Here is an 18,851-nt window from a genome sequence, read left to right on the forward strand (position 1 = left end):
GTCGGATACCGGCGAGAAACTGAAGGGGAGGGCTGATCACCATGGGACGGGTCACCGAACGCCGTCGCGTCGTCCGGATCCGGAACGGCGGGGCGGGTGTCCGCCCGGACACGCTGGTGGCCGAGGAGCCACTGGAGATACGTCTGAACGGCAAGCCGCTGGCCATCACGATGCGTACGCCGGGCGACGATTTCGCGCTGGCGGTGGGCTTCCTGGTCAGCGAGGGAGTGCTCGGAGCGGCATCGGACGTGCAGGCCGTCACCTACTGCGAGGGGGCGACCGAGGACGGTTCGAACACCTACAACGTGGTGAACGTCCAGCTGGCCGCCGGGGTCCCGGTGCCGGACATCACGCTGGAGCGGAACGTCTACACCACGTCCTCCTGCGGCCTGTGCGGCAAGGCCAGCCTGGACGCGGTCCGTACGGCGACCCGCTTCCCGGGGATCGCCGCCGACCCGGTACGGGTACCCGTGGAGGTCCTCTGCGAGCTCCCGGAGCGGCTGCGCGCGGCGCAGAAGGTCTTCGACCGTACGGGCGGACTGCACGCGGCCGGTCTGTTCACGGCGCAGGGCGAGCTGCTGGACCTGCGGGAGGACGTGGGCCGGCACAACGCGGTCGACAAGATCATCGGCCGGGCGTTCCAGGCCGGCGGGCTGCCGCTGACGGGCGCGGTCCTGCTGGTGTCGGGCCGGGCCTCCTTCGAACTCGCGCAGAAGGCCGTGATGGCCGGCATCCCGGTACTGGCGGCCGTCTCCGCGCCGTCCTCGCTGGCGGTGGACCTGGCGCTGGAGTCGGGGATGACCCTGGTCGGCTTCCTGCGGGGGCCGGACATGAACATCTACGCGGGCGAGGAGCGGATCACCCTCTAGCCTTGCGGCGGCCTCGGCGGGCGGAGGCGACGGACGACGACGGCTCCTTGGGGGCCGGGGGGTCGATGCGGTGGAGGTCCAGGATGGCCGGGAGCGGGGTCGAGCCCGGGCCGCCGGATTCGGCCCAGGCGATGATCTCGTCGGTCGCGGTGTCGTCCAGGGCCCAGCCGAACCAGGTCGCGCGGGCGCCGCGGCGGCGGGCTTCGGTGGTGGGCTGGACGACGATCACGTTGGCCTGGGCGCAGGGGCCGAGGCAGTCGCTCGTACGGACGGCCAGGCGGCCCCCGGAGGCGGCGGCGGCCTCGCGCAGCCGGGCGAGTTGGCCGGCGTGGTCGGAGCCGGGGTTCTTGCGGGCATCGCCGCAGCAGCAGCCGCGGCAGACCACCAGGGTGCAGGGGCGTTCGGCGTGCGCGCCGAGCGGGCGTATCCAGGTCACTACCGCACGTTAACGGCCCCGGGGGGCGGGATGTTGGGCCGGGGGCGAGACCTCCGCCACACGGTTTGCCGCACGTTGGGGCTCGGCGTCCCGCGCGCGGCGCCGGGCGAGGACCGCGCAGACCATCAGCTGCATCTGGTGGAAGAGCATCAGCGGGAGCACGGCGAGGCCGGCCTGGGCCCCGAACAGCACGCTGGCCATGGGGAGTCCGGCGGCGAGGCTCTTCTTCGACCCGGCGAACTGGATGGCGATGCGGTCCGCGCGGCCGAAGCCGAGGCGCGCCGACCCGTACCAGGTGACGAGCAGCATGACGGCGAGGAGTACGGCCTCCACCAGCAGCAGGGCGCCCAGCCGCGGAAGGCTGACCTGGTGCCAGATGCCCGCGGCCACGCCCGCGCTGAAGGCGGCGTAGACGACGAGCAGGATCGAGCCGCGGTCGACGTAGCCGAGGACCTGCTTGTGGCGGACGAGGAAGCCGCCGACCCAGCGGCGCAGGGCCTGCCCGAGCAGGAAGGGCAGCAGCAGCTGGAGGGTGATCTTGAGCAGGGAGTCGGGGGAGAATCCGCCCGCGCGGCTGCCGAGGAGGCCGGCGGCGAGGAGGGGGGTGAGGACGATGCCGGCCAGGCTGGAGAAGGAGCCAGCGCAGATCGCGGCGGGCACGTTGCCGCGGGCGATCGAGGTGAAGGCGATGGAGGACTGGACGGTCGAGGGGACCAGGCACAGGAAGAGCAGGCCGCCGTAGAGCGGCTGGGTCAGGACGCCGGGTACGAGGACGCGGGCGGCCAGGCCGAGGAGGGGGAAGAGCAGGAAGGTGCAGGCGAGCACGGTGAGGTGCAGCCGCCAGTGGCGCAGTCCTTCGAGGGCCTCGCGGGTGGAGAGCCGGGCTCCGTAGAGGAAGAAGAGCAGGCCCACGGCCGCGGTGGAAGCCCCGTCGGCGACGGTGGCGGCCGCGCCGCGGGCGGGCAACAGGGCGGCGAGGCCGACGGTGCCGAGCAGGGCCAGGATGTACGGGTCCAGGGGCAGCCGGGCGGGGAGGTGCGGGCGGCGCATGCGCGGGGTGCTCACTTGCTGTCGGGGCGGGTGGCGCCCGGGCCGAGGGCCCGGGCGCGGTGCTCCCTCCATGGTCGACGGTGGGCGGTCATCGGGAAACCCGTACACCGCACTCACTGTCATCACAACCTGCGATAGCAGGTGCGTGTCACACCTCGTCGGCACCCGGGGCGGCGGGTGCGGGCGCCTGGGCGGGTGCGGGGGCGGGCGCCGGGGCGACGGCGGCGATCAGGACCGCCGCGAGGTTCTCCTTGCGCATCCGCTGGTCGACGTAGAGCAGGGCGATGACCAGCTGGGGGAAGCCGTACTGGAACACCGCGCTGAGCAGGCCGCCGACCAGCGAGGCGATCGCGTACACGACGAGTCCGAAGATCAGCTGGCTCGGGTCGATGTCGCCCCCGTCCGCCGCCATCAGGGTCGGGAAGAGCGGGATCATGCCGACCATGCTGAACGGCACCTGGATGATGTAGCCCACGGCGCCGGCCACGAGGTACCCGAGCATCGTGATGCCGAACACGCGCCACCAGTCACCGCTGACCAGCTGGGCGGAGCGCCGCAGAGCCGCGACGGGGCGCAGCTCCTCGCACACGGCGGCGGCGGGCGCGAAGCTGAACCGCGTCATGAGCCAGACCGCGACGGGCATGTAGAGGAAGACGCCCAGGAACAGCACGGCGAGCGCGGCGGCCGGCGGCTCGGAGTCGTCGACGGACATGACGATCAGCGGCACGCAGATCGCGTAGAGGACGAGGAGCGGACCGCCCACGATCAGCCCCGTGAGCAACACGGTTCCGAGCACCGACGGCAGCCGGGACCAGCTGCGGCGCCACATCGCGCCGAAGGTCGTGGGCCGGCCGAGCACGGCCTCCTGCGTCACCGCGGGAGTCAGGGCGCTGATCAGCCCCGCGCACAGCGTGACCACGACCAGCAGGAGCACGACGGCCGGTACGAAGGAAAGGAACAGGCCCGCCACGTCCGCGCCGTCGGGACGGTCCCCCGGTGCGAGGTCGAAGACGGCGGCGAACCGGTCCTGCACGGCGGCCACGGTGGCGCCGATCCCGGCGAGCACGACCAGGATTCCGATGCCCTGGACCGCGAGCATGACGCCGATCAGGGGCTTCGCGTACCGGCGGAAGGTGGCGAAGCCGCCGTTGAACACATCGCCCATGGTGAGCGGGTGCAGGGGTATGACGCCGGGCTTCGGCGGCGGCGGCGGAAGCGGCGGCTGCCAGCCGCCTCCCCACTGCGGATTCGGCTGTCCCGGGTACGGTCCCGGCCCCATGTGGTGCGACATCAGTTGTCCCCCTAGAAATGAAGGGACACGGTAACCCGGCGCACCGCGCACGGCGCAGCCGCCCCCCGGCTCCGTGGACGGCTCGTGCCCAGGTCAACGGCCAGGACGAGGACCGCCGTCCGCGGGGACGGCCTAGCATCGGCGGTATGTACGACCCCGTCCAGCTGCGCACGTTCCTCACGGTGGCCCAGACGCTCAGCTTCACGCAGGCCGCGGGGCGGCTCGGCGTACGGCAGTCCACGGTAGGGCCCTGGAGGTGCTGGAACGCGAGGGTTGGGCCTGGCGGATCGCGTGTACGAGCGGCAGTCTGAGCGGTCTGATCGCGGCGGCCCGTGCCGGTCTGGGCGTGATGGCGCACACCCGCGGGCTGATCCCGCCGGGCCTGGTGCGGGTCGGCGGGCTGCCGGAGCTGGGGCCGGTGGAGTTCGCGCTGCTCCGCGGGCCGCGCGCCTCGGCCGCGGCCGAGGCACTGGCGGCGGCCGTGCTCTCGGGCGCGGACCGGCTCAGCCGCACCGGCTGAACGGGTCCGCGCCGCCGGAGGCGACCGCGGGAACGGCGGCCCGCGCCGCCGGAGGCGACCGCGGGAGCGGCGGCGGTGGCGACGCCGGGAGCGGCGCCGGCTGCAACCCCCGGCGGCGATCCCGTGATCAAGCCCCGCGGCAACCGCGGCGGCGCCCCTCACGGCAACCCGGACGCACCGCCGATGTCGCACGTCAGAGGCATGGGAAGCATGGTCACTGGGGAGGTCTTGTGGAGGTATCCGATTGCTGATCAACCCCCCTTGACCGTGAGGTACGTTCACCGCGGCGCGCGGAGAGGAGCGGGGCCTTGCGCGAGATCACCGTCCCACCGGTCGTCACGGGCGCGCCCGTCGGCGGACTGGCCGACGTCGTCTTCCAGCACGCCCACGAGGAGCCGGACCGGGTGGTGCTCGGCCGCAAGACCGACGGCGTCTGGCGGGACGTCACCTCCGGGGAGCTGGCCGCCGAGGTGCTGGCGCTCGCCAAGGGGCTGCTGGCCCAGGGCGTGCGGTTCGGGGACCGGGTCGCCGTCATGTCCCGTACCCGGTACGAGTGGACCCTCTTCGACTTCGCCCTGTGGGCGGTCGGCGCCCAGCCCGTCCCCGTCTATCCGACGTCCTCGGCCGATCAGGTGCACTGGATCCTGTACGACACCGACTGCACGGCCTGCGTGGTCGAGGACGAGGACCAGGCCATGACGGTGGGCTCGGTCATCGACCGGCTTCCCCACCTGCAGCGGCTGTGGCAGCTCGACGCCGGGGCCGTGGAGTCCCTCGTCGCCGACGGCCGCGGGGTCTCCGAGGACGTCGTGCACCGCCATCGCCGCGCCGTGACGCCGGACACGACGGCCACCGTCATCTACACCTCCGGGACCACCGGCCGGCCCAAGGGGTGCGTGCTGACGCACGCCAACTTCATGTACGAGGCGGACACCCTGGTGGCCGGCTGGGAGTCCGTGTTCCAGGGCAGGCAGGGCGAGCAGCCGTCCACCCTGCTCTTCCTGCCGCTGGCCCACGTCTTCGGGCGGATGGTGGAGGTGGCCGCCGTCCGGGCGCGGGTCAAGCTCGGTCACCAGCCCGTGCTGGCGGCGGCCGAGCTGCTGCCGGATCTGGCCGCGTTCCGGCCGACCTTCGTGCTCGGCGTCCCGTACGTCTTCGAGAAGGTCTTCGCGGCGGCCCGCCGCAAGGCGGAGGCGGAGGGGCGGTCGGGTCCCTTCGACCGGGCGGTGGAGACGGCCGTACGGTACGCGGAGGCGCGCGAGCGGAAGGCCTTCGGCATCGGGCCGGGGCCCTCGGCCGGGCTGCGGATGGAGCACCAGCTCTTCGAGAAGCTCGTCTACGGGAAGGTCCGCGAGGCGATGGGCGGCCGGGTGCGGCACGCCATGTCGGGCGGGTCGGCGATGTCGCGCCGTCTCGGGCTGTTCTTCGACGGTGCCGGGATCACGGTGTTCGAGGGGTACGGCCTGACCGAGTCGTGCGCGGCGGCCACCGCGAACCCGCCGGGGGCGACGAGGTACGGCACGGTGGGCCGGCCGATCCCGGGCAGCGCGGTGCACATCGCGGACGACGGGGAGGTGTGGCTGCACGGCCGCCACATATTCGCCGGGTACCTCAACGACCCCGGCGCCACGGAGGCGGTGCTGCGCGGCGGCTGGCTGGCGACCGGGGACCTGGGGCGGCTGGACGAGAGCGGCTACCTCACGATCACCGGGCGCAAGAAGGACATCCTGGTGACCTCCAACGGCAAGAGCGTCGCGCCGGCCGCGCTGGAGGAGCGGGTCCGTTCGCATCCGCTGGTGTCGCAGTGCGTGCTGGTGGGCAACGACCGCCCGTACATCGCGGCCCTGCTCACGCTGGACATGGACGGGATCGCGCACTGGTTGTCGATGCGCGGCCGGCCGCAGCTGCCGGCCGCGGACCTGGTGAACGACCCCGAGCTGGCGGTGGAGGTCCGGCGGGCGGTGGTGGCCGCCAACACCCTCGTCTCGCAGGCGGAGGCGATCCGCACCTTCCGGGTGCTGGGCGAGCAGTTCACGGAGGAGCGGGGACTGCTGACCCCCTCGCTGAAGCTGAAGCGCCGGGCGATCGAGAAGGCGTACGCGAAGGAGGTCGCGGCCCTCTACTCCTCGTGAGTCCCCGGCGCCCGGCGTTCACCGGGGTTCGCCGCGTTCACCGGGGGGACTGTTCGCCGCGTTCACCGTGGGGACGGGGACATGCTCCGGCGGGTGGCCGAGCGCAGCGCGAAGGCCATCACCACCTCGAACACTCCGAGCAGGACGAGCCACAGGCCAAGCAGCCGGGTCAGGGCGACCGCGGAGTCCACCGGGAAGCAGAGCACGACGATGCCGGCGACCGCGCCGAGGGCGCCCAGGCCGAACATCAGGCCGCGGTGCACGAGCGAGCGGTCGGCGATCGCGACGTATGCCGTGAGCACTCCGCTCAGCAGCCAGAACACCCCGACGATCAGGGAGAGCGCACCGATCGTCTGCATGGGATGCCTCAGCACCAGGACGCCCGCCAGGAACGCCAGCATGGCGACCAGGACGCCGGCCAGTCTGCTGCCGCCGTCGTCACGGCTGTGGGAGAAGGCCGAGACGAAGCGGAAGCCGCCCGCCACCAGGAGCTGCAGACCGATGATCACGGCGAGGACGTGCAGCGTCTCGTCGGGCCAGACGAGCACCAGGATGCCTGGGATCAGGGTCGCGAGGGCGAACGCGAGTGCCCAGCGCCACGAGCCCCCGAGCTGCTTGAGGGCGTCCTCGGGGTCGCTCTGTGTGTGCTGCGGTGCCGCGTCGGAGGGTACGGTCATCACGCCTCCAGGGACAGCCGGACGGCACGCGGGGGTGCCACGAGCCGCCGGACATGCTTTTTACCTTTCCGATCCACCTTAGTCGGATATGGCAGGGTTTGCCGCGCCGAGGGCGGGGCCACACCCCGGGGCCGGGGACCGGGGTGGATCGCCTCGTCGGCACCTCTCGGCCGCGATCCCCCCTTCACCACGGTCGCCGCAGGTCTGGGCGCCTTCCCCGCCACCCCTTCACCACAACTGACGACCCGTCATTTCTCTTTGCCGTTGATATTGACGGTTCGTCAGGTCACGCACAGAATGCGGGGATTCCGACCGGAGGGGATCCCCCGACATGTTGCGACCGATCCGCACCCTGGCCGCCGCGGCGGCGGCCCTCGCGCTCGTCTCCGCCTGCAACTCCGCCTCCACGAACGGCACCGGCCCCGGCAAGCGCGGCGACGGCCCGGGGAACTCCCGCGGGGTCACCGCCGACTCGATCAAGGTCGGCGGCATCGTCTCGATGACCAGCGCCAGCGGTTACAGCAAGAAGGACACCGATCTCGGTGCCAAGGCCCGCTACATGAGGGCCAACGCCGAGGGAGGCGTCAACGGCCGCAAGATCGACTACCTCGGTGCGGAGGACGACGGCCAGGACCCCGCCAAGAACATGGCGGCCGCCCGCAAACTCGTCCAGCAGGACAAGGTCTTCGCGGTCTCCCCCATGAGTTCGGTGACCTTCTCCGGCGCCGACTTCCTGGAGCAGGAGAAGGTCCCCACCTTCGGCTGGGGCACCCTGCCCTCCTTCTGCGGGCCCAAGTACATCTACGGGTTCAACGGCTGCCTGGTCCCCACCCCCGGCGGCACCCTGAACCAGACCTGGCCCGAGGGCATCGCCACGATCCTCGGCGGGGCCCGCGGCAAGTCGGTCGCGGTCATCGCCAACGACAGCGACGCCGGGAAGTTCGGCATCCGTACCTTCCAGCAGGGCTTCGCCAGCGCCGGGTTCACGGTCTCCTACGCCAAGGCCTCCGTACCCGCCACCGCCGTCCCGAGCGACTGGTCCGCGTACGTGAAGGAGATCCTGGAGAGCAACGGCGGCAAGGCCCCGGACGCCGTGGTCTCCGTGATGCAGACCCCCAACAACATCGGGCTGTTCACCGCGCTCAAGCGCAGCGGGTACAAGGGGCTGCTCTCCGACCCGACCGACTACGACCCGGGCCTGCTCGCCAAGGACGCCACGAAGCAGGCGCTCGACGGGGTGCACGTACTGCTGCAGTTCCAGCCCTTCGAATCGGCGGATCCGAAGATGGCGCAGTTCAGGGCCGACATCAAGGCGGCCGCGGGAGGCCAGGAAGTCCCGCTGAACATGCACATGTTGACCGGGTACATGTCGGCCGACCTGTTCGTCTCCATCGCGCAGAAGGCGGGCAGGGACCTGACCGTCGAGTCCTTCCAGAGCGCCGCGCAGAGCTTCTCCGACACCGGCACGCTCGTCGGTGACCGGGCGGAGCCCAAGGGGCAGAAGGACAGCTTCGGCTGCGGGGCGCTCGTACAGCTGAAGAACGGCGCGTACGAGGTCTCCGTCCCGTTCAAGTGCTACGAGCCCATCCCCTTCAAGTAGGGCTGCGGCATGGGAGATCTGCTCGTCTTCGTGCTGAGCGGTCTGGTCTCCGGCGCCCTGTACGCACTGCTCGCCACCGGGCTGGTGCTGTCGTACTCGGCGTCCGGGCTGTTCAACTTCGCGCACGGGGCCACCGCCTACCTGTGCGCGCTCACCTTCTACGAGCTGCACTCGGGCCTGGGCTGGCCGGCGGTCCCGGCGGCGCTGCTGGTGGTGTCCGTGCTGGCCCCCGGTCTCGGCTGGGGGCTCGACCGGCTGATGTTCCGGCGGCTCGCGCGGGTCGGTGAGACGGCCCAGATCGTGGCGACCATCGGACTGCTGGTGGCGCTGCCGGCCGCCGGGCTGTGGGCGGTGGACCTGCTCGCGGACGCGGGCGCGCCGGTGAAGCCGGCGGAGAACCAGTTCGGGCTGCCGGGGGCGGGACCGAGCCCGGCGAAGTCCTGGCAGCTCGCGGAGGGCGTCGGCATCGACTCCGACCAGCTGATCACCTGGGTGGTGACGGCGCTGGTGGCGGTCGCCCTGTGGGTGCTGATGCGGCACACGCGCCTCGGGCTGCAGCTGCGGGCCGCCGTCGACAACCGCTCGCTGACCGAGCTGCGCGGCATCAGCGCCGACCGGCTGTCGTCGGTGGCGTGGATGATCGCGTCGGGGCTGGCCGGGCTGGCGGGCGTACTGGCGACGCCGCTGCTGGGGCTGTCGGCGCACGACTTCACGCTGTTCCTGTTCGTGTCGGCGACGGCGGCGGTCATCGGGCGGTTCGCGTCCGTGCCGCTCGCCTTCGCGGGCGGGCTCGGGCTGGGGGTCCTGCAGAACCTGGTGGCCGGGTACGCGTCCTTCGCCGAGGGCATCACGGGCTTCCGTACGGCGGTGCCCTTCCTGATCCTCTTCGGCGGCCTGCTGGTGCTGACCCGCAGGGCCCGGACGGCGGGAGTGGCCGCCGCGGACGCGCCGCCCGTCGACCACCTGGCGGGAGCCTCGTGGGGACGGCGGTGGGGGGTGTGGGCGGCGGGCGCCGGGCTGTTGTGCGTGGCGTTCTACACCGTGACCACGCCCTTCTGGAGCGGGCTGCTGGCGCAAGGGCTGGCCATCGCGCTGGTGTTCATGTCCTTCACGGTGGTGACCGGGCTGGGGGCGATGGTGTCCCTGGCACAGGGCACCTTCGTGACCGGGGCCGCGCTCGTCGCCGGGCTGCTCATGAGCCGGGGCTGGCCCTTCGTGGCGGCGCTGGCGGTGGGCACGTGCGTGGCGGCCCTGCTGGGGGCGCTCGTCGCGCTGCCGGCACTGCGGCTCGGAGGCAGGTCCCTGGCCCTGGCCACGCTGGCGCTGGCCTTCCTCGCCGACCAGGTGCTCTTCCAGCTGAGGTGGCTGCGCAACGGCGACTCGGGGTGGTCGGTCCCGCGGCCGGTGTTCGGGCCGGTGGACCTCTCCGACGACCGGGCACTGGGGGTGGCCCTGGTGGTACTGGTCGCGGTGGTCGCCGCCGGGCTGAGCGCGCTGCGGAACTCCCCGTCGGGGCGGGCGATGCTGGCCGTACGGTCGGCCCCGGCGGCCGCGGTGGCCTCGGGGGTGTCCGTGCTGCGGACGAAGCTGCTGCTGTTCACCCTGTCGGCGGGGCTGGCCGGCTTCGGCGGCGTGATGTACGCCTCGTACAACACCCGGATCACGGCGACGGACTTCACGGCGCTGACGGGGCTGGTGTGGCTGGCGGTCGTGGTGGCGGCGGGCGTGCGCAGGCCGCAGTACGCGGTGGTGGCGGGGCTGGTGTTCGCGGTGGCCCCGCGGCTGCTGTCCGACTACGTGACGGAGTCCGCGCACCTGCCGGTGATCCTCTTCGGCCTGGCGGGATTGGCCCTGGCCAACGATCCCGACGGGTACTGCGCGGCCGTGCCGGTCCGCCTGGCGAAGCGGCGGACCGCCGCTTCCCGGGGCTCCGCCCCGGACCCCTCGGGGGCTCCGCCCCCGGACCCCCGCGCCTCAAACGCCGTCGGGGCTGGAGTTGCAGCCCCGCCGGCGATTGAGGAGCGGGGTGCGGGGCGGAGCCCGGCAAGGCCCGCCCTGGAGCTGCGCGGCGTAGCGGCCGGGTACGACGGGGGGCTGGTCCTGCACGGGGTCGACCTGGAAGTCCGCAAGGGGGAGATCCTCGCCGTGCTCGGGCCCAACGGGGCCGGGAAGAGCACCACCTGCCGGGTGGCCGCCGGGCTGCTGCCCGTCGCGGGCGGGGCGGTCCGCGTACACGGGCGGGATGCCACCCGGGACGGGGCCGTACGGCGGTCGCGGGCCGGGGTGCTGCTCGCCCCCGAGGGCCGGGGGATCTTCCCCTCGCTCACCATCGAGGAGAACCTGGCCCTGTACCTCGGGGAGGCCGACGCCCGGGCCGCCGTGTACGCGCGCTTCCCCCGGCTCGCGGAGCGCCGCACGGTCGCCGCCGGGGCGCTGTCCGGCGGGGAGCAGCAGCTGCTGGCCCTGGCCCCGCTGCTGCAGCGGCCGCCCGAGGTGCTGATCGCCGACGAGCCCTCGCTCGGGCTCGCCCCGCGTGTGGTGGAGGAGGTGTACGCGCTGCTCACCGAGCTCCGCGACGCCGGGACCGCGCTGCTCCTGGTGGAGGAGAAGGCAGCCGGGATCCTCGGGATCGCCGACACCGTGGCCTACCTCTCCCAGGGGAGGGTCTCCTGGTGCGGCCCCCGGGCCGAGGTGGAGGCGGACCGGCTCACCGAGGCCTACCTGGGGATGGGGACGAGCGGGATCGGGACGAGCGGGATGGGGACGAGCGGGGTGGGGACTTGAGCGGCTACGTGCTGGAAGCCAGTGGTGTCAGCGTCCGCTTCGGCGGAGTCAGGGCGCTGACCGGGGTGGACCTCGGTGTCCGGGCGGGCGAGGTGTGCGGGCTGATCGGGCCGAACGGGGCCGGGAAGACCACGCTGTTCGACGTCCTGTCCGGGATCCGCCGGCCCGACCAGGGGCGGCTGCTGCTGGACGGCGCGGACATCACCCGCCGCTCCCCCGTCTGGCGGGCCCGGCACGGGATGCGCCGGACCTTCCAGCGCCAGCAGTTGTTCGGGCAGCTCAGCGTGGCCGACAACGTGCTGGTGGCGCAGGAGTGGCGGGGCGGCGGGGGCGGGCTGGCCGCGGATCTCCTCGCCCTCCCGGCCCGGCGGGCCCGGGAGCGGGCCCGCCGGGACCGCGGCGAGCGGGTGCTGGCCGACTGCGGGATCGGCGCGCTCGGGACCTCGTACGCCGGCGGGCTGCCCGTCGGGCGGGCCCGGATGGTCGAGCTGGCCCGTGCGGTGGCCGATCCGCCGCGGGTGCTGCTGCTGGACGAGCCCGCGTCCGGGATGTCGGCGCCCGAGCGCGAGCAGCTCGCGCAGGTCGTGCGGCGGCTTGCGGCCGAGGAGGGCTGTGCGGTGCTGCTGGTCGAGCACAACGTGGCGTTCGTGATGGACCTCTGCGTGCGGGTGGTCGTACTGGACCTCGGGACGGTGCTGGCCGAGGGCACGGCGGCCGAGGTGCGGGCGAACCCACTGGTGCGGGAGGCGTATCTGGGAGCCGCGTAAGGGCTGGGTGAGGGCTGGGTGAGGGCGTGAGCGGGGGCGTTCGAGGGGACCTGCGAGGGGCTCCGCCGATGGCGGGAATACGTCGTACGAGGGGCCGGTTGTCGCCCCTCGTACGACGCTGTACTGCCGCCGACGCGAGGAACGACCAGACGTGAACCAGCAGGTCCCCACCATTGAGCTCAACAACGGCAGCCTCATGCCCCAGCTCGGCTTCGGCGTCTGGCAGGTGCCCGACGCGGAGGCGGAGCACGCCGTCGGGACCGCACTGGAGGCCGGTTACCGCAGCATCGACACGGCCGCCGTCTACGGCAACGAGAAGGGCACCGGCAAGGCCGTCGCCGCCTCCGGAGTGCCGCGCGAGGAGCTGTTCGTCACCACCAAGCTGTGGAACGGCCCGAAGCGGCGGTGGGACCGGGACGAGGTGCTGCGGGCCTTCGACGACTCCCTCGGCAAGCTGGGCCTGGACCACATCGACCTGTACCTGATCCACTGGCCGCGCCCGATGCGCGACGACTTCGTCGCCATCTGGAAGACCTTCGAGGAGATCGCGGCGAGCGGCCGCGCCAAGGCGGTCGGCGTGTCGAACTTCCGCCCCGAGGACCTGGACCGGCTCGCCGCCGAGAGCGCGCTGGTGCCGGCCGTGAACCAGGTCGAGCTGCACCCGCTCTTCCCGCAGGCCGAGCTGCGCGCCGTGCACGCCGCGCGCGGGATCGCCACCGAGGCCTGGTCCCCGCTCGGCCAGGGCAAGGAACTGCTCACCCTCCCGGCGGTCGCCGCGCTCGCCGGCAAGTACGGCCGCAGCGCCGCCCAGGTGGTGCTGCGCTGGCACCTCCAGCACGGGAACATCGTGATCCCGAAGTCCGTGACCCCCGCGCGCATCCGGGAGAACCTGGACGTATTCGACTTCGAGCTGGAGGCCGCCGACGTCGCCGCGCTGGACGCGCTCGGCTCGGGCGCGGCGGGCCGCCGGATCGGGCCGGACCCGGCCGAGTTCGACGTCTGAGGGCGACGGCCAGGTGAACCTTCCCGAAGGGCTCTACCGGATCCGCAACGTCGAGAGCGGGCTGGTGCTCCAGCTGGAGGGCGCCTCCCGGGTGCGGGTCGGCCCGGACGGGCCGCCCGCGCCGGAGGCCGCCCGCCGGTGGCGGATCTCGCCGGTGCACAGCGGCGGCGGGATCTTCCACGTGGTGAGCGAGGACAACGAGCGGCGCCTCGACGTCGCGAACGCGTCGACGGAGAGCGGCGCACGGGTGCAGGTGTGGCGGGCCAACGCCTTCGGCGCGCAGGAGTGGATCGTCGAGGAGCACCTCGACGATCCCGGGGTGGTGTCCCTGATCGCCTGCATCAGCGGCCTGCCGCTGGAGTCGGACGGCGCGGGCCGCGTCCGGCAGGGCGAGGACACCGACTCCCCGGCCCAGTGGTGGCGCCTGGAGCCGGTGTAGCCCTGCGGCGCGGAGCCGCGCGCGTCCGTCAGACGCGTACGAAGCCGCGTACGCGGTACGTCGGCTCCGCGCGCGGCACGTCCTGGTCGGGCAGCAGCTCCAGCCGCGCGGCCAGCTGCTGCGGGGTGATGCCGCGCGGCGCTATGCGGGAGGCGTACCGGCCCGCGAGCAGGGCCTCGGCGGAGGCGCGCGGGCTGCGGCCCTGACCGTGGCCGGTGAAGCGGGCCTCGCCGGCCGGGCGCAGGCCCGCCCGGGCCGCGTACGCCTCGACGTCCCCGGAGGCGTCCGCGGGGGTCGGGGCCAGGTGTGCGGCGAACACGGCGTCGATGTCGCTGCCCACGTCGTGCGCGGAGTCCTTGTCCACGGTGGTGAGGAAGACCCCGCCGGGCCGCAGGACCCGTCCGGCCTCGGCGATCACGGCGGGCACCAGTCCCGGCTGCCTCAGCAGGTGCAGCAGCCACACCGCGCTCACCGCGTCCAGCGAGCCCGACCGCACCGGCAGCCGCGCCGCGTCGGCGAGGGCCACCGGGACGCCCCGCCGCAGTGCCATGGAGGCCATGCCGTGGGAGGCGTCCGCGCCCAGGACGCGCAGTCCGGGGCGGGTCAGCCGGCTGGTGACGACGCCCGTGCCGCAGCCGAGGTCGAGGAGGGTGCCCACGTCGGCCGGGAGCAGCTGCAGGACCGCCGCGGCCGCGGCTTCGGCGCGTGGGGCGCCGCCGCGGCTCGCGTCGTACGCCGCGGCCTCGGCGTCGTAGTCCAGCAGGGTTTTGACGGTCTGTATGTGCGTGGTCATCAGCTCGCGCCGTGGGCGGGTGCGAGGGCCTCGACGCGTTCGGCGAGCGCGAAGTCGGTCTCGGTGACGGCCCCGCCGGCGTCGTGGCTGTTCACGGAGAGCCGGACCGTGTTGTAGCCGAGGGTCAGGTCCGAGTGGTGGTTCAACTCCTCCTGGACCGAGGCGATGTGGGCGACGAGGGCGCTCGCGGCGAAGTGCGTGCCCAGCCGGTAGGTGCGGATGATCCGGTCGTCCTCGAAGGCCCAGCCGGGAAGTTCCCGCAACCGGTCCTCGATCTCCTTCTGTGACAGCGGCTCACTCGGCATGCACCGGCTCCTTTTCCCCGTGACGTGTAGTCAAGGTTCCCACAGTGCACGCCGGAGCGAACCTTTCGCGCCATAGTGCGCTCGGGTACTTCTGCGCCTTCCGCGTCCCTCGCGCCCCCCATAGGCTCCTGCGCCGGACATGACTGTTACCAGCGGTAACTAGGGGGCATTCGCCATGACCATCACAGGGAGTTCCAGGCGTACGTTCATCGCGGGCGCGGGTGCGGGCGCCGTGGCCACCGCCGGTGCGCTGTCGGCCGGGGTCGCGGCCGCCCCGCCGGCGGCCGCGGCGTCTTCGGCCGCCGCCCCGGCAGCTCCGGACGGCCGCCGCGTCGCCGTCCTCGGGGGCGGGGTGGCCGGCCTGACGGCGGCGCACGAACTCGCCGAGCGCGGCTACGCCGTCACGGTGTACGAGCGGCGGGCGCTCGGCGGCAAGGCGCGGAGCATGGACGTGCCCGGCAGCGCCCGCGGCGGGCGCCGGCCGCTGCCCGCCGAGCACGGCTTCCGCTTCATCCCCGGCATCTACCACAACCTGCCCGACACCATGCGGCGCATCCCCTTCCCCGGGAACGCGAACGGGGTGTGGGACAACCTCGTCGCCCCGCGCGAGATGATGTTCGCCCGGGCGGGCGGGCGCGAGGACCTGCGCGGGCCCATCCCCTGGCCGGACCACTCCCCCGCCGAGCTGACGCCCGACGAGCTCCGGCGGGCCCTCACCGGCATCCTGCAGACGCTGGTCCGGCTCCCGCTGCACGAGACGGCGTACTTCGTGGACCGTGTGCTCGTCTTCGTCACCAGCTGCGACGAGCGGCGCAACGAGGTCTGGGAGCGGACCCCGTGGTGGGACTTCGTGCGCGCGGCGCGGATGTCGTCCGAGTACCAGCGCATCCTCGCCGTCGGCATCACCCGCAACATCGTCGCGACCAAGGCCGAGGAGGCCTCCACCCGCACGGTCGGCACCCTCGGCGAGGCCTTCGTCTTCAATGTGCTGGGGCGGGGGGCGGACGGCCCGCCTGACCGGATCCTCAACCTGCCGACCAACGAGGCCTGGATCGACCCCTGGGAGGCCCATCTGCGGTCGCTCGGGGTGGAGTTCAGAATCGGGTGGACCGTACGGGAGGTGCAGTACGGGAACGGCCGGGTCAGCGGCGTCTCCGTCGAGGGCCCGGACGGCGCCCGGCAGACGGTCACGGCCGACCACTACGTGAGCGCGCTGCCCGTCGAGCACGCCCGCCGCACCTGGGGCGCGGGCCTGCGGGCGGCCGATCCGATGCTGGGGCGCTGCGACAAGCTGGAGACCGACTGGATGACCGGTATCCAGTTCTATCTGACCGAGCGGGCGCCGCTGGTGCACGGGCACCTCAACTGCATCGACTCGCCCTGGTCGTTGACGGCGATCCAGCAGGCCGAGCACTGGCCCGCACGGAACTTCCCGGCCGACTACGGCGACGGTACGGCGGTCGACTGCCTGTCGGTGGACATCTCCGAGTGGGACAAGCCCGGGATCCTGTACGGGAAGACGGCCAAGCAGTGCACCCGCGAGGAGGTGGCGCGCGAGGTGTGGGCGCAGCTGAAGGCCTCCCTCAACGACACCGGGAAGACGCTGCTGAGCGACTCCAGGCTGCACTCGTGGTTCCTGGACCCGGGGGTGGACGGGCTCGGCACCCCGCATCCCACCAACCAGGACGAGCTGCTGATCCACCCGGTGGGCACCCTCCACAACCGGCCGAGCGCGGGGACCCGCATCCCGAACTTCTTCCTCAGCGGGGACTACGTCGCGGTGGACATCGACCTGGCGACGATGGAGGGCGCGAACGCCTCGGCCCGCGCGGCCGTCAACAGCCTTCTGGACCGGGACGGTTCGAGGGCGGAGCGGTGTACGGTCCGACCCATGTACCGGGCGCCCGAGCTGGAGTCCGCCAGGCGGCACGACCTGTGGCGCCACCGCCTCGGCCTGCGCAACATCTTCGACCTCGGGTGACGCGGGCCGGCCGGGGGCGAGGGGCTCGGCTACCGTCGTCGGCATGACCCCGACGCCCCCCGCACCGCCACCCGCGCCGGCTCCCGCCCCGACGGTCGGCGCCCTGCTCCGCGTATGGCGGGAGCGGCGCGGCATCAGCCAGCTGGAGCTGGCGGGCCGCGCCGACTCCTCGTCCCGGCACATCAGCTTCATCGAGACGGGCCGGTCCCGGCCGAGCGAGGAGATGGTGCTAAGGCTCGCCGACCGCCTCGACGTGCCGGTACGGGAGCGCAACGCCCTGCTGCTGGCGGCGGGTTACGCCCCCCGCTACGCCCAGACCGCGCTGGACGACCCGTCCATGGAGACCCTGCGCGAGGGCATCCAGCAGCTGCTGACCGGGTACGAGCCCTACCCGGCGCTCGTCGTCGACGCCACTTACGACGTCGTCGCCGCCAACCGGGGCATCGCGATGCTGCTCGACGGACTGCCGGAGCACCTGCTGACCCCGCCGCTGAACGCCATGCGGATCACCCTGCACCCCGAGGGCCTCGCCCCGAGGATCCACAACCTCGGGGAGTGGCGCGGGCACCTGCTGGCCCAGATGGAGCGCCAGATCGCGCTGGCCCGCTCCGAGCCGCTGCGCGCGCTGTACGAGGAGGTGTCCGCGTACCCGGTGCCTGCGGCGGCGGAGCGCCCGGGGGACGGGGAACCGTCCGAGCCCGTCCCGTACATCGCGCTCCCGCTCGTCATCGAGCACGACGGCCACCTGCTGTCCTTCGTGTCGTCGATCGCGACCTTCAACACGCCGATGGACGTGACCGTCGCCGAGCTGGCCATCGAGACCATGCTCCCGGCCGACCCGGCGACGGTGAAGTACCTGCGCTCACTTGCCGACTGAGCGCAGGGCGAGCTGCTGGAGCAGGGCGAAGCCGGCGACGGTGAGGGCCTGGGCCGGGATCCACACGGCCCCGGCGGCGGTGGGGGTGAACCACACGGCGAGGGAGACGAGACTCAGGGTGGCCCAGGCGTAGTTGGTCTCGATCACGAGCTTCACCGGGAACGCCGGGGGCTGCCGCCGCGAGGCGAGCAACCCGACGGCGGCCCCGTACACCACGAGCAGCACCCCGAGCCCGAGCAACAGCCCCTGCCCGACCCCGAGCAGCCGCCCGAGCGGGGCGGAGAAGGCGGCGTACGCGAGCCCGTTGCCGGTGGTGACGACGGAGTCGAGGGCGAGAAAGCGCCGCAGCATGACCTGCGGGACGCCGGTACGGGCAATGCTGCCGAGCAGGGTCGCGGACATGGGAGATCCCCTCCATCGAGGTCGAACGGCCGGGTGGGACACGGTTTCCGGGGCCGAGTGCGCGGCCCCGGAACCCGATGACCCCACTGTGCCCGGCAGCCCGGAGGGGGTCGATTACCTCGCAGGTAACGGCCCGCTGCCCCGGGCATCGGCTACGGTCCTTGGCTGTGAACCGTACCGAGCGTCTGTACGCCCTGGTGGAGGAGTTGCGCGCGGTCTCGCCCCGGCCGCGCAGCGCCCGGTGGCTCGCCGAGCGCTTCGGCGTCAGCACCCGCACCATCGAGCGCGACCTCGGCGCCCTGCAGCAGTCCGGTGTGCCGCTCTACGCCGAACCGGGCCGCAGCGGCGGGTACGTGGTGGACAAGGACCACACCCTGCCACCCCTGACCATCACCCCGGCCGAGGCGGCGGCGCTGGCCGTCGCCCTGCACGGGCTGTCCGGTACACCGTTCGCCGCGGACGCCCGTTCGGCGCTGTACAAGGTGTTCGCCGTCATGCCGCAGCGCGATCGTCAGGCCGCGCGCGAGCTCGCCGCCCGGGTACGGCTCGCCGTGAACCCCGTCCGGCCGTCCGCGCTCCCGCACACCCTGCGCGAGGCGCTCTCGACCCGCCGGCTGCTGCAGCTGTGCTACGCCGACGGGGAGGGCGAGGTCACCGACCGCACCGTCGAGCCCCTGGGCTTCCTCGGAGGCGACCACTGGTACCTCATCGGCTGGTGCCGGCTGCGCTCCGCCGTGCGGGGCTTCCGCCTCGACCGCATCCGCGAGGCGCGGGCGCTGGAGGAGACGGCGGAGCCGCGTCCGGTGGACCTGTCCGAACTGGACACCCTCGGATGGGATTTCGTCGCACTTGACGAGCTCTATGGTTTCGCTTGAGCCGCCGCCCGGAGAGCTAAACACCGACAGGGGGTTGTCGCCCCCGGCCC

At 73.1% G+C, this 18,851-nt stretch carries 18 protein-coding genes and 1 pseudogene; 12 read left to right on the forward strand and 7 right to left on the reverse strand.

Annotated elements, in window-relative coordinates:
• Window positions 1-41 precede the first annotated feature (41 nt).
• Window positions 42-869, forward strand: coding sequence for a formate dehydrogenase accessory sulfurtransferase FdhD (gene fdhD, locus RIU97_RS07410; protein WP_404954366.1), 828 nt, complete (start codon window positions 42-44; stop codon window positions 867-869).
• Here the strand turns inward: fdhD and RIU97_RS07415 are convergent.
• The 3 genes from RIU97_RS07415 to RIU97_RS07425 all read right to left on the reverse strand — a co-directional run bounded on the left by RIU97_RS07415 (window position 859) and on the right by RIU97_RS07425 (window position 3,646).
• Window positions 859-1,305, reverse strand: coding sequence for a (2Fe-2S) ferredoxin domain-containing protein (locus tag RIU97_RS07415; protein WP_404954368.1), 447 nt, complete (start codon window positions 1,303-1,305; stop codon window positions 859-861). The genes fdhD and RIU97_RS07415 overlap by 11 nt on opposite strands.
• Before the next feature lie 9 nt (window positions 1,306-1,314).
• The gene (locus RIU97_RS07420) at window positions 1,315-2,355 is read right to left on the reverse strand and encodes a bile acid:sodium symporter family protein (protein WP_404954371.1); all 1,041 of its coding nucleotides are present in this window, start codon (window positions 2,353-2,355) and stop codon (window positions 1,315-1,317) included.
• 148 nt (window positions 2,356-2,503) lie between these two features.
• On the reverse strand, window positions 2,504-3,646 hold the full coding sequence (locus RIU97_RS07425) for a hypothetical protein (protein WP_404954373.1): 1,143 nt from the start codon (window positions 3,644-3,646) through the stop codon (window positions 2,504-2,506).
• Between the two features lie 146 nt (window positions 3,647-3,792).
• Here RIU97_RS07425 and RIU97_RS07430 point away from each other — a divergent pair, with 146 nt between their 5' ends.
• From RIU97_RS07430 to RIU97_RS07440, 3 genes and pseudogenes are all read left to right on the forward strand, one after another.
• Window positions 3,793-3,957: a LysR family transcriptional regulator gene (locus RIU97_RS07430; protein WP_404954375.1), complete on the forward strand. Its 165-nt coding sequence runs from the start codon at window positions 3,793-3,795 to the stop codon at window positions 3,955-3,957.
• A pseudogene (locus RIU97_RS07435) lies at window positions 3,891-4,166 on the forward strand (LysR family transcriptional regulator); the annotation flags it as partial. The gene RIU97_RS07430 and the pseudogene RIU97_RS07435, both read left to right, overlap by 67 nt.
• Window positions 4,167-4,474: 308 nt before the next feature.
• Window positions 4,475-6,298 carry an AMP-dependent synthetase/ligase gene (locus RIU97_RS07440; protein WP_404954377.1) on the forward strand — a complete coding sequence of 608 codons (1,824 nt, stop codon included), beginning with the start codon at window positions 4,475-4,477 and terminating at the stop codon, window positions 6,296-6,298.
• Between the two features lie 62 nt (window positions 6,299-6,360).
• On the opposite strand, the gene RIU97_RS07445 is transcribed toward RIU97_RS07440, so the two are convergent.
• Window positions 6,361-6,975: an HdeD family acid-resistance protein gene (locus RIU97_RS07445; RefSeq protein ID WP_404954379.1), complete on the reverse strand. Its 615-nt coding sequence runs from the start codon at window positions 6,973-6,975 to the stop codon at window positions 6,361-6,363.
• A gap of 331 nt (window positions 6,976-7,306) precedes the next feature.
• On the opposite strand from RIU97_RS07445, the gene RIU97_RS07450 reads away from it, so the two are divergent.
• From RIU97_RS07450 to RIU97_RS07470, 5 genes are all read left to right on the forward strand, one after another.
• Window positions 7,307-8,575 (forward strand): ABC transporter substrate-binding protein, encoded by a 1,269-nt coding sequence (locus RIU97_RS07450; protein WP_404954381.1) that lies wholly within the window; start codon window positions 7,307-7,309, stop codon window positions 8,573-8,575.
• Between the two features lie 9 nt (window positions 8,576-8,584).
• The gene (locus RIU97_RS07455) at window positions 8,585-11,359 is read left to right on the forward strand and encodes an ABC transporter permease subunit (protein WP_404954383.1); all 2,775 of its coding nucleotides are present in this window, start codon (window positions 8,585-8,587) and stop codon (window positions 11,357-11,359) included.
• On the forward strand, window positions 11,356-12,126 hold the full coding sequence (locus RIU97_RS07460) for an ABC transporter ATP-binding protein (protein ID WP_404954385.1): 771 nt from the start codon (window positions 11,356-11,358) through the stop codon (window positions 12,124-12,126). The genes RIU97_RS07455 and RIU97_RS07460 overlap by 4 nt, the downstream gene beginning before the upstream one ends.
• A 196-nt stretch (window positions 12,127-12,322) precedes the next feature.
• Window positions 12,323-13,129 (forward strand): aldo/keto reductase, encoded by an 807-nt coding sequence (locus tag RIU97_RS07465; protein ID WP_404962782.1) that lies wholly within the window; start codon window positions 12,323-12,325, stop codon window positions 13,127-13,129.
• Window positions 13,130-13,142: 13 nt separating this feature from the next.
• Complete coding sequence (locus RIU97_RS07470) at window positions 13,143-13,568, forward strand: RICIN domain-containing protein (RefSeq protein ID WP_404954387.1); 426 nt, start codon at window positions 13,143-13,145, stop codon at window positions 13,566-13,568.
• Window positions 13,569-13,596: 28 nt separating this feature from the next.
• Here RIU97_RS07470 and RIU97_RS07475 read toward each other — a convergent pair whose 3' ends face one another.
• Together RIU97_RS07475 and RIU97_RS07480 are read right to left on the reverse strand one after the other, a co-directional pair.
• Entirely contained in the window at window positions 13,597-14,361 is a 765-nt protein-coding gene (locus RIU97_RS07475) for a class I SAM-dependent methyltransferase (RefSeq protein ID WP_404954389.1), read from the reverse strand.
• Window positions 14,361-14,666: a 4a-hydroxytetrahydrobiopterin dehydratase gene (locus tag RIU97_RS07480; RefSeq protein ID WP_327412559.1), complete on the reverse strand. Its 306-nt coding sequence runs from the start codon at window positions 14,664-14,666 to the stop codon at window positions 14,361-14,363. Before RIU97_RS07480 ends, RIU97_RS07475 begins: the two co-directional genes overlap by 1 nt.
• Window positions 14,667-14,841: 175 nt before the next feature.
• Here RIU97_RS07480 and RIU97_RS07485 point away from each other — a divergent pair, with 175 nt between their 5' ends.
• Window positions 14,842-16,647: an FAD-dependent oxidoreductase gene (locus RIU97_RS07485; RefSeq protein ID WP_404954391.1), complete on the forward strand. Its 1,806-nt coding sequence runs from the start codon at window positions 14,842-14,844 to the stop codon at window positions 16,645-16,647.
• Window positions 16,648-16,690: 43 nt separating this feature from the next.
• A complete protein-coding gene (locus RIU97_RS07490) occupies window positions 16,691-17,524 on the forward strand; it encodes a helix-turn-helix domain-containing protein (RefSeq protein ID WP_404954393.1) in 834 nt (277 codons plus the stop codon).
• Here the strand turns inward: RIU97_RS07490 and RIU97_RS07495 are convergent.
• A complete protein-coding gene (locus tag RIU97_RS07495; RefSeq protein ID WP_404954395.1) occupies window positions 17,510-17,926 on the reverse strand; it encodes a hypothetical protein in 417 nt (138 codons plus the stop codon). The genes RIU97_RS07490 and RIU97_RS07495 overlap by 15 nt on opposite strands.
• A gap of 167 nt (window positions 17,927-18,093) precedes the next feature.
• Here RIU97_RS07495 and RIU97_RS07500 point away from each other — a divergent pair, with 167 nt between their 5' ends.
• The gene (locus RIU97_RS07500; protein WP_404954397.1) at window positions 18,094-18,801 is read left to right on the forward strand and encodes a helix-turn-helix transcriptional regulator; all 708 of its coding nucleotides are present in this window, start codon (window positions 18,094-18,096) and stop codon (window positions 18,799-18,801) included.
• Window positions 18,802-18,851: the final 50 nt, after the last annotated feature.

Origin of the sequence: Streptomyces sp. 147326, assembly GCF_045000215.1 — a bacterium.
Lineage (GTDB): Bacteria > Actinomycetota > Actinomycetes > Streptomycetales > Streptomycetaceae > Streptomyces.